Below are 8,636 nucleotides of genomic sequence, written 5' to 3'. Positions count from 1 at the left end.
TCTTATGGCCCGCGCGCGGTGTGTGCCACTGCGGGGCCGGCGGACGCGCCCTGCTGGGCGGTCTTCGGATGTGCGGATAATGGATGCGCCCCGCGGCCTGCGGAGCACCGAAAGCCAGAGCACCAGACACAGGGGGCGCGGATGAAGCACGAGCGGAAGCACGACGGACGGTACCGGGGCCGGGTGGCCCGCAGGATGTCGGCCCTGGTGGCCGTGGCGCTGGGCGCCGTCCTGATGGCGACGCCCGCGACGGCGGCGAGCCCGTCCGCCGCTACCGCGCGGGTCGTCTCCGTCGCGGCCGCCGAGGCCGGTACGGCGGCGGTGGGCACGGGCGGCGCCGTGGAGGCGTCGGGCGGCCACGAGGTCGTCGCCGGTTCCCACCACCACGCGAAGCACGGTCACACGACGCTGGCCAAGGACAAGAAGAAGAAAAAGAAGAAGGGCTTCTTCGCGAAGCTGGGCGTGGCCCTGCTCGTCATCCTGATCCTGGCCGTCCTGTTCGTGGTGGCGGTGATCGTGCTGGTGATCTTCATGATCCGCCGGGCCTTCCGGCGTCGCCGTTCCTGACCTCCCGGTCGTCCTCCCGCCGAGCGGGGCCCGCCGTCGCGGGCCCCGCTCGGCTCGTTCCGGGCTCGTTCTCAGCTCGTTCTCGCCACCCAGGCCAGTGCCAGCCACGGCGTGGTGGCGCTCGCGGCGGCCAGGGCCCAGCCGGTCCCCGTCTCGGGGAAGCCGATGAGCAGGGGCAGGACCAGGCCCGCGCCGCACACCAGGAGGAGCGCGGCGGGCAGATGGACCCAGGGCTCGAATCGACGCGCGTAGCGGACGCCGGGTTCCCTGCGGTGCATGGCCACGCCGGTGACGAAACCCGCGGCGAGGGCGAAGGTCCAGATGACCGGCAGCATGATCATGCGGCCGGCGAAGGTGCCGATGTCGTTGCCCGGCGCCTGACGGGCCCCCAGCTCGGGCCGGTCGGGCACGTACAGCAGCTCCACCGCCCGGCCCACCTCGGGCCTGCCGGCGGTGTGCACCTCCTCGACGGTCAGCTGCCGGGCGCCCGAGGCGAACCGGACGGTGGCGACGATCGTCGAGGCGTACTCGTCGGTGTCGTTGATCTCGACGTCCGTGGGGCGAGGCTCGCCCAGGATCCGTTCCACGCGCACCTCGCCCGTCACCGCACCGGCCCGGGCCGCCGTGGCGAGCCACTCGCCCTCCGCGCCGTCGGGCCCCACGCCCTGGCACAGCGCGGCGGCGCTGGTGAGCGCGACGCCGAAGCCCAGCGCCCAGCAGAGCAGCCGGGACGGCCGCGGCTCGGGCCAGGGCTCGTAACGCCTGCGCCAGGTCTTCTTCCGCAGGGCCTCCCGCCGGTGCGCGCGGACCACGAGCGAAGCGAGGATCCAGCATCCGGCGCACACCGCTGTCGCGCACAACAGCCCCAACTGGTGCCGCTTGGGCGGCAGTTCCCGGAACGGAGCCGCTCCGAGCAGGACGGTCGCGTACCCGGTGAGCAGCGTCGCCCACCCCGTGAGGCGCGTCCACACCCTCATGCCGTACTTCCCCCACCCACCTAATTGATCTTGAGGGGGACAGCGTAATGGCGCGCGCCCACTACCGGGTCACCCGGTCACTCGAAGGGGACGAGGAACCTCTCGGGCTCGCAGGCGTCGCAGAACCGGACGTCGAACTTGGCCGCGCGCTCACGGGCCTCCGCCGTGGTCAGGGTGTCCTCGCCGCCCCTGGGCACCCAGCAGCCCGCGTGGTGGAGCTCGTGGAGGGTGCCGCCGGGGCGGCGGTGGACGGTGACCGGCCAGATCGCGTCCTCGAGGTCGTGGCGCCACTCGCCCTTGAGGCGCTGGAGCACGACCTCGCGCACCCAATCCCGCACGGAGAGGCCGCATTCCAGCGCGGCGGCCTCGATTCGGACGAGTTCCTCAGCAGTGAAGAGGGTCTCCATGAGGCGGGACAGTAGCAGCGGGGGACTCCGGGCGAGCCCGGTTCCGGGCAATGGCCCACGATGCTGACTTGCGGGCTTGACCAGCGAGAACGGCATCCGCTCGGCGGTGGCGACGATCGGCTCGTCATACGATCCGCAGCTCCGGGCGCCTTTCCCGGCGGTGGCATAGGACGCGGGCCTATCCAAAGGCACCGACCGCCGATACACGCATCGCCAACCTCTTGGCCATTCCGTTATCACCTGTCCTCGTGAACGCCCGATATTTCCTGTCGGACGGATCCCGGGGCCCGTAACCCCCGAGGGGGGTGCGGCCGTTTACTACTCAGTCCCACGGCGCGGCGGTACCGGGCGCCGGGGAGTTTTCGAGGGAGGCGGCATGGGCCTGCTGCGCAAGATCCGCGACACCGGACGGGTGGCGGAGCCCGCCCCGCCACCACCCACCGCCGCCCCGCCGCGCGCCGCGCGGGACCTGGGCGGCTCGGTCCAGGTCCGCTGCGTGGACGCCGGTTCGTGCAACGGCTGCGAGATCGAGATCGCCGCCGCCTTCGGCCCGGTGTACGACGCCGAGCGGTACGGCGCCCGCCTGGTGGCCTCGCCCCGGCACGCCGACGTCGCGCTGGTCACCGGCCCGGTGACCCGCAACATGGCCGAGCCGCTGCGCCGCACGGTCGCCGCCATGCCCCGGCCCCGCCTGGTGGTCGCCGTCGGCGACTGCGCCCTGAACCGCGGGGAGTTCGCCGGGGGCTACGGGGTCGAGGGTGCCGTCGCCGACGTGGTACCCACCGACCTGGAGGTACCGGGCTGCCCCCCGGAGCCGGAACGAATCGTGGCCGCGCTGCGCCGGGTGACCGGCCGATGAGTGAGTGGTTTGTGGGCAATCGTTCCGCAGGGCGGAACGGGTGGGCACAAACCACCCACGGGCGGCACCCGGCCCCGGTCCTCAGCCCCCACCTGCCCGTAGCCGGGCCCGCTTACGGAACGTCGGAAGCGGCGACATGAGCGTCATCGGGCACGCCACCGAGGCGGCGGTCGCCTGCGCGGCCGCCGGGTCCCTGTGCGGGGCGGCGCTGCCGGGCCGGGCCCGCGTCGTCGCGTCGGGCGTCTGCACCGCCGCGACGGGCGCCGCCGGGCTCGCCGCGGGCACCGCCGCCCTGCGCGGCGCGCGCTGGTCGGTCTTCCTGCCCGGCGTCCTGCCGCCCACCGGAGTCCACTTGGCCGTGGACGCGCTGTCCGGCCTGTTCATGGCCGTGGCCGGCGGAGTGATCCTCCCCGTGGCCGTCTACGGCATCGGGTACGCGGCCGGGCACACCGGCCACGGCGCGGCCTCCCGCACCGCCCAGGCCGTGCTGCCGCTCTTCGCCCTCACCCTGCTGCTCGTCCCGGCCGCCGCCTCCGTCTGCTCCTTCCTGCTGCTGTGGGAGCTGATGGCCCTCACCTCCCTGCTGCTGGTCCTGGCCGGGCACCGGAGCGGCCCGCCCGCCGCGCGGGCGGCGGTGCGCGCGGCCGGGCTCTGGTACGGCGTGATGACCCAGCTCGGCTTCCTCCTGCTCCTGGCCGGCACCGCCCTCTTCGCCGCCCGCGCCGGCGGCGAGACGTTCACCGCGCTGCGCGACGGCGCCCACCACCTGCCCTCCGCCGTCCGCGGCACCGTCTTCGTCCTGACCGCCGCCGCGTTCGCGGCCAAGGCGGGCGCGGTGCCGCTGCACCCCTGGCTGCCCCGGGCCCACCCCGAGGCCCCCAGTCACGTCTCGGCGCTGATGAGCACCGCCATGGTCAACCTCGGGATCTACGGACTGGTCCGCACCGGCTTCGACCTGCTGGACGGCGGGCCGCGCTGGTGGTGGCTGGGCGTCCTGGCCACGGGCGCGCTCTCCGCCACGTACGGCGTCCTCCAGGCCGCGATGGCCTCCGACCTCAAGCGGCTGCTCGCCCACTCCACCTCCGAGAACCTCGGCCTCGCCCTCATCGGCGTCGGCGCCGCCGGGCTCTTCGCCGACGCGGGCGGCGGTGCCCCCGCCGCGCTGGCCCTGGCGGCCGCCCTGCTGCACCTCGTCAACCACGCCGCGTTCAAGAGCCTGCTGTTCTGCGCGGCGGGCTCGGTGCTGCGGGCCACGGGTCTGCGCGACCTGGACCGCATGGGCGGCCTGCGCTCCCGGATGCCCGTCACCGCGGGCTTCTTCGCGCTCGCCGCGCTCGGCGCGGCGGCCCTGCCGCCCGGCAACGGCTTCCTCGGCGAGTGGCTCCTGCTCCAGTCCCTCATCCACGGCCTGGCCCTGCCCGGCCTGGTCACCGCCCTCGTGCTGCCCCCGGCCGTCGCCGTGATCGCCCTGTCCGCCGGACTGGCCGCCGCCGTCTTCGTCAAGGCCCTCGGCGTCGCCTTCTTCGCCCGCCCGCGCGGCCCCCGCGCCGCCGAGGCCCGCGAGAGCCCCCCGGCCGTGCTCGCCGGGATGGGCCTCCTCGCGGCCCTCTGCGCCGCCCTCGCGCTCGTCCCCGGCGTCCTCGGCGACGGGCTGTCCGCGGCCGTCGCCGCCACCGGGCTCGCCGACGCCCCGCCGCTGACCGGCGGCCCCCTCGGCGTCCGCCTGGACCGCCTCGCCACCACCCTCTCCCCGCTGTGGGCCGCCTGCACGCTGACGGCCGCTCTGATCACCGCGGCCGCGCTCGCCCGCCTCCTGGCGCGCCGCCGCCGGCGCCGCAACGCCCGCCTGTGGGACTGCGGCGGAGGCGCGCCGACCGCCCGCATGGCCTACACCGCCACCTCGTTCGCCGAGCCCCTCCAGCGGGTCTTCGACCGGGTGCTGGCGCCCGAACAGGACGTCCGCGTGACGGCCGCCCCCGAATCCGCGTACCTCGTCGAACGGGTACGGTTCCGCCGCCGGGTCCCCGACCGCTTCGAACACCGCCTCTACCGCCCGCTGCTGGAGGCCGTCACCGCCCTCGGCCACGCCTCCCGCCGGCTGGCCACCGGCAGCGTCCACCTCTACCTCGGCTACGGCTTCTGCGGCCTCGTCGCCCTCCTGCTCGTCCTGGCGGCGCGCCCGTGACGGGCCACACCACCGCCGGGGCGGCCGCCATGTGCGCCCAGGTCGTGGCGGTCGTCGCCGGGGCGCCCCTGCTCACCGGGCTGATGCGGCAGGTACGGGCCCGGATGGAGGGCCGGGCCGGGGCGGGCGTCCGCCAGCCGTGGCGGGACCTGCGCAAACTGCTGCGCAAGGAGCCCATCACCCCCACCGGCACCGGACCGGCCTTCCGCGTCGCCCCGGCGCTGCTGGTCGCCACCACCGCCGTGGTGGCCGCGCTGATGCCGCTGGCCAGCACCGCCACCCTCGCCACCGGCCGGTCCGACCTCATCCTCGTCGTCGCGCTGCTCGCCCTGGGCACCGTGGCCCTGGCCCTGGCCGGGCTGGACACCGGCACCGCGTTCGGCGGCATGGGCGCCTCCCGGGAGATGACCGTCGCCGCGCTCGTCGAACCCACCATCCTGCTGGCCGTGTTCGCCCTGTCGCTGCCCGCCGGCTCCACCGACCTGGCCGCCATCGTCTCCGCCGGTCTGCGCGACGCGGACCGGCTCGCCTCCCCGTCCGGGCTGCTGGCCACCGCCGCCCTCGCCCTCGCCGTCCTGGCCGAGACGGGCCGGCTCCCGGTGGACAACCCCACCACCCACCTGGAACTGACCATGGTCCACGAGGCGATGGTCCTGGAGTACGCGGGCCCGGACCTCGCGCTCGTCGAACTCGGCGCCCAGATGCGGCTCGCCGTCCTCCTCGGCCTGCTGGCCACGCTCGCCGCGCCCTGGGGCATCGCCACGACCGCCGCCCCGCTCGCCGTCGCCCTCGCGATCGCGCTGCTGGCCGTCAAGGTCGCGGCCCTGGGCGCCGCCCTCGCGGCCGCCGAGGTGTGCTGGGCCAAGCTCCGGCTGTTCCGCGTCCCCGAACTCCTCGCGGGCTCCCTGCTGCTGGCCCTCCTCGCGGTGACCGCCTCCTACTTCCTGACGGGAGCGTGACGCGCCGTGCCCGGCACCCTCCACGCCCAGCTCCTCGACCTGGTCTGCGGCGCGTTCCTGCTGGCCGCCGTCGTGGTGCTCTGGCTGCGCCAGCTCGCCTCGATCGTCCGGGTGTTCGCCCTCCAGGGCGTGGCCCTCGCCGGGATCGCCGCCCTCCTGGACGGGCACGACAGCCGCTGGGAGCTGCTCGCGGTCGCCGTCGGCATCGGCCTGCTGCGCGCCGGGCTGCTGCCCCTGCTGATGCGGCGCGCCCTGACCGCCGTCGCGACCGGCCCCGCGCCGCTCGCCGGTGACACGGGCGGGGCCGGGGGCACGGCCGGGAGCACGGGCGCGGGCAGGGCCGGGGGCGCGGGCCACCACTACGCGGAGGACGTCAGCGAGGCCCGCGAGACACAGCCGCTCGTCAACGTCGCCGCCTCCCTGCTGAGCGCGGCCCTGCTGACCCTCCTCGCCTACGCCGTCGCCAGGCCCCTGGTGGCCCTCCACCCCACGCCCGCCACCCGCGCCCTGCCGGTCGGCCTGGCCGTCGTCCTCATCGGCTTCTTCGTCCTGGTCACCCGGCGGCGCGCCCTGGCCCAGGTGGTCGGCTTCCTGCTGCTCGACAACGGCATCACCGCCACCGCGTTCCTGGCCGCCTCCGGGGTGCCCCTCATCGTCGAGCTCGGCGTGTCCTTCGACGTGCTCCTCGCGGTGCTCGTGCTGGGCATCCTCACCACCCGGATGCGGGCCGCCTTCGGCGGGACCGGCATCGACGACCTGCGGGAGCTCTGCGACCGATGACGACGCACTCCACGACCTGTGTGCTGCTCCTGACCGCGCCGGTGGGGGTGCCGTTCGCGGTGGCGGGCGCGTTCGCCCTGGCGGGGGCGCGGAGACGGCGGGCCGCCGTGGCGGGCACGGCGCGACCGCCACGGCAGCGCGGGGCACCCCGGCGGGTACGGGTGGGCGCGGGTGCGGTGGCTTCCTCCCCAGGCCCGCCCCTTCCCGAAACCGGGAGCTCCGCTCCCGGACCCTCGGAGCCCGTTGGCCCCTCGGAGCCCGTCGCACTCCCGGAGCCTGCCGGGGCCCCGGGCCGGCGCGTGCCGCGCGCGTCCGGGCCCGGCGGCGACCCCGCTACCGGCACCCTCCCGGGAGCTCCGCCCAGGACACCGGCCCGGGGGCGCCGACCGGGCCGGATGCCATTCGCACCCCCGGGGCCGGGGATCGGCCCGCGCCTCCGCCGGTGGCGGCGGGCCCCCGTCCCGGGCCCGGCGGGCCAGGACCCGTCGGGGTCCGGGGCGGAGCCGCGGTTCGGTGAAGAGGCGGGCCGGGGGAGAATCCCCCGCGCCGTCACCCCGTGGCTCGCGCTCGTCTCCCCCCTCACCGTCCTCGCCTGCGCCGTCGCGCTCGCCCGGACCGTCACCCGGCACGGGCCCGTCGCCGCGTACGGGCTGCGCGCCGACGCGCTCGGCGTGTGGATGCTGCTGACGGTCGGCGCCGTGGCCGTCCTGGCGTGCGCGGCGTCCGGGCCCGAGGCCCGGACCGCCCGGCGCTACCACGCCCTGGTCCACGCCTTCCTCGGCACGCTCGCCACCGCCGTGCTCGCCGCCAACCTCGGGATCGTCTGGATCGCCATCGAGGCGACCACGATCCTCACCGCCTTCCTGGTCGGCCACAGCCGCACCCGGGCCTCCGTCGAGGCCGCCTGGAAGTACGTGCTGATCTGTTCGGCCGGCATCGCCCTGGCCTTCCTGGGCACCGTGCTCCTCTACTACGCGGCCCGCCGCGCCGGGATCCCCGAGGCGTCGGCGCTGGACTGGCCGGCCCTCGCCGCCCGGGCCGGGGAGCTCGACCCGGCCGTCACCCGGCTGGGCACCGGACTGGTCGTCCTCGGCTTCGGCGCCAAGGCCGGGCTCGCGCCGCTGCACGCCTGGCTCCCCGACGCCTACGGCCAGGCGCCCGCGCCCGTCTCCGCGCTGATGTCCGGGGTGCTGTCCTCCGTCGCCTTCACCGCCCTGCTGCGCTACAAGGTGATCGCGGACGCCGCCCTCGGCCCCGGCTGGACGCGCACCCTGCTCACCGCGACGGCCCTGCTCACCCTCGCGCTGGCCGCCGCGCTGCTGCTGGCCCAGCGCGACCACCAGCGGATGCTGGCCTACTCGAGCATGGAGCACATGAGCCTGATCGCCCTCGGCGCCGCCGTCGGCGGCCCGCTCGCGGCCTCCGCGATGCTGCTGCACATCACGGGGCACGGCCTGGCCAAGACCGTCGCCTTCCGCGCGGCGGGGCACGTGCTGCGGCTGCGCGGCACCAGCCGCATCGGCCGGGTGCGCGGGCTGCTGGCCCAGGCGCCCGGGGCGGGCGCCCTGTTCGCGCTGGCCGTGCTGGCCCTGCTGGGGCTGCCGCCGTTCGGGCTGTTCACCGCCGAACTGGGGCTCGTACGGGCCGGGTTCGCGGCCGGCATGGGCGCGGTCATGGGGGTGGTCCTGATCCTGCTGCTGGTCGCGTTCGCCGCGCTGGGCGCCCGGGCGGCCCGGATGCTGCTGGGCCCGCCGCCCCTGCCGGGCCCGCCCGCGCGGCTGCCCGCCGCGGAGGCGGTCCCGCTGGCCGGCGGGCTGGTGCTGTGCGCGGCCCTCGGCGTGAGCACCGGGCCGCTCACGGGGCTGCTGACCGCCGCCGCCGCGATCGTCGGAGGACGGTGAG

The 8,636-nt window shown here is 76.3% G+C and carries 8 protein-coding genes; 6 read left to right on the top strand and 2 right to left on the bottom strand.

Annotated elements, in window-relative coordinates:
* The first annotated feature begins 141 nt into the window (after positions 1–141).
* Positions 142–567, top strand: a complete 426-nt coding sequence (locus ACX9I7_RS09615) for a hypothetical protein (RefSeq protein ID WP_387572680.1) — start codon at positions 142–144, stop codon at positions 565–567.
* Between the two features lie 71 nt (positions 568–638).
* Here the strand turns inward: ACX9I7_RS09615 and ACX9I7_RS09610 are convergent, their stop codons facing one another.
* Positions 639–1,544, bottom strand: coding sequence for a hypothetical protein (locus ACX9I7_RS09610; RefSeq protein WP_358628674.1), 906 nt, complete (start codon positions 1,542–1,544; stop codon positions 639–641).
* 77 nt (positions 1,545–1,621) lie between these two features.
* Positions 1,622–1,951: a DUF6233 domain-containing protein gene (locus tag ACX9I7_RS09605; RefSeq protein ID WP_189450500.1), complete on the bottom strand. Its 330-nt coding sequence runs from the start codon at positions 1,949–1,951 to the stop codon at positions 1,622–1,624.
* A gap of 376 nt (positions 1,952–2,327) precedes the next feature.
* Between ACX9I7_RS09605 and ACX9I7_RS09600 the strand changes: the two genes are divergently transcribed.
* The 5 genes from ACX9I7_RS09600 (at position 2,328) to ACX9I7_RS09580 (ending at position 8,635) form a co-directional block, all read left to right on the top strand.
* On the top strand, positions 2,328–2,810 hold the full coding sequence (locus tag ACX9I7_RS09600; RefSeq protein WP_386723922.1) for an NADH-quinone oxidoreductase subunit B family protein: 483 nt from the start codon (positions 2,328–2,330) through the stop codon (positions 2,808–2,810).
* A 136-nt stretch (positions 2,811–2,946) separates the two neighbouring features.
* The gene (locus ACX9I7_RS09595) at positions 2,947–4,995 is read left to right on the top strand and encodes a proton-conducting transporter transmembrane domain-containing protein (RefSeq protein ID WP_459387069.1); all 2,049 of its coding nucleotides are present in this window, start codon (positions 2,947–2,949) and stop codon (positions 4,993–4,995) included.
* Positions 4,992–5,954 (top strand): respiratory chain complex I subunit 1 family protein, encoded by a 963-nt coding sequence (locus ACX9I7_RS09590; protein WP_459387068.1) that lies wholly within the window; start codon positions 4,992–4,994, stop codon positions 5,952–5,954. The genes ACX9I7_RS09595 and ACX9I7_RS09590 overlap by 4 nt, the downstream gene beginning before the upstream one ends.
* Positions 5,955–5,960: 6 nt before the next feature.
* On the top strand, positions 5,961–6,734 hold the full coding sequence (locus tag ACX9I7_RS09585; RefSeq protein ID WP_387572671.1) for a hypothetical protein: 774 nt from the start codon (positions 5,961–5,963) through the stop codon (positions 6,732–6,734).
* 395 nt (positions 6,735–7,129) lie between these two features.
* Positions 7,130–8,635, top strand: a complete 1,506-nt coding sequence (locus ACX9I7_RS09580; RefSeq protein WP_387572669.1) for a proton-conducting transporter transmembrane domain-containing protein — start codon at positions 7,130–7,132, stop codon at positions 8,633–8,635.
* Position 8,636 lies beyond the last annotated feature (1 nt).

The organism is Streptomyces sp. L500 (assembly GCF_054551825.1).
The sequence above is the reverse complement of the archived record's forward strand: the minus strand, read 5'-3'. Positions and strand labels throughout refer to the sequence as shown.

Bases quoted from the DNA above. Each gene is read 5' to 3' on its own strand.
- ACX9I7_RS09615 (WP_387572680.1), top strand. From the start codon at position 142: ATGAAGCACGAGCGGAAGCACGACGGACGGTACCGGGGCCGGGTGGCC.
- ACX9I7_RS09610 (WP_358628674.1), bottom strand. From the start codon at position 1,544: ATGAGGGTGTGGACGCGCCTCACGGGGTGGGCGACGCTGCTCACCGGG.
- ACX9I7_RS09605 (WP_189450500.1), bottom strand. From the start codon at position 1,951: ATGGAGACCCTCTTCACTGCTGAGGAACTCGTCCGAATCGAGGCCGCC.
- ACX9I7_RS09600 (WP_386723922.1), top strand. From the start codon at position 2,328: ATGGGCCTGCTGCGCAAGATCCGCGACACCGGACGGGTGGCGGAGCCC.
- ACX9I7_RS09595 (WP_459387069.1), top strand. From the start codon at position 2,947: ATGAGCGTCATCGGGCACGCCACCGAGGCGGCGGTCGCCTGCGCGGCC.
- ACX9I7_RS09580 (WP_387572669.1), top strand. From the start codon at position 7,130: ATGCCATTCGCACCCCCGGGGCCGGGGATCGGCCCGCGCCTCCGCCGG.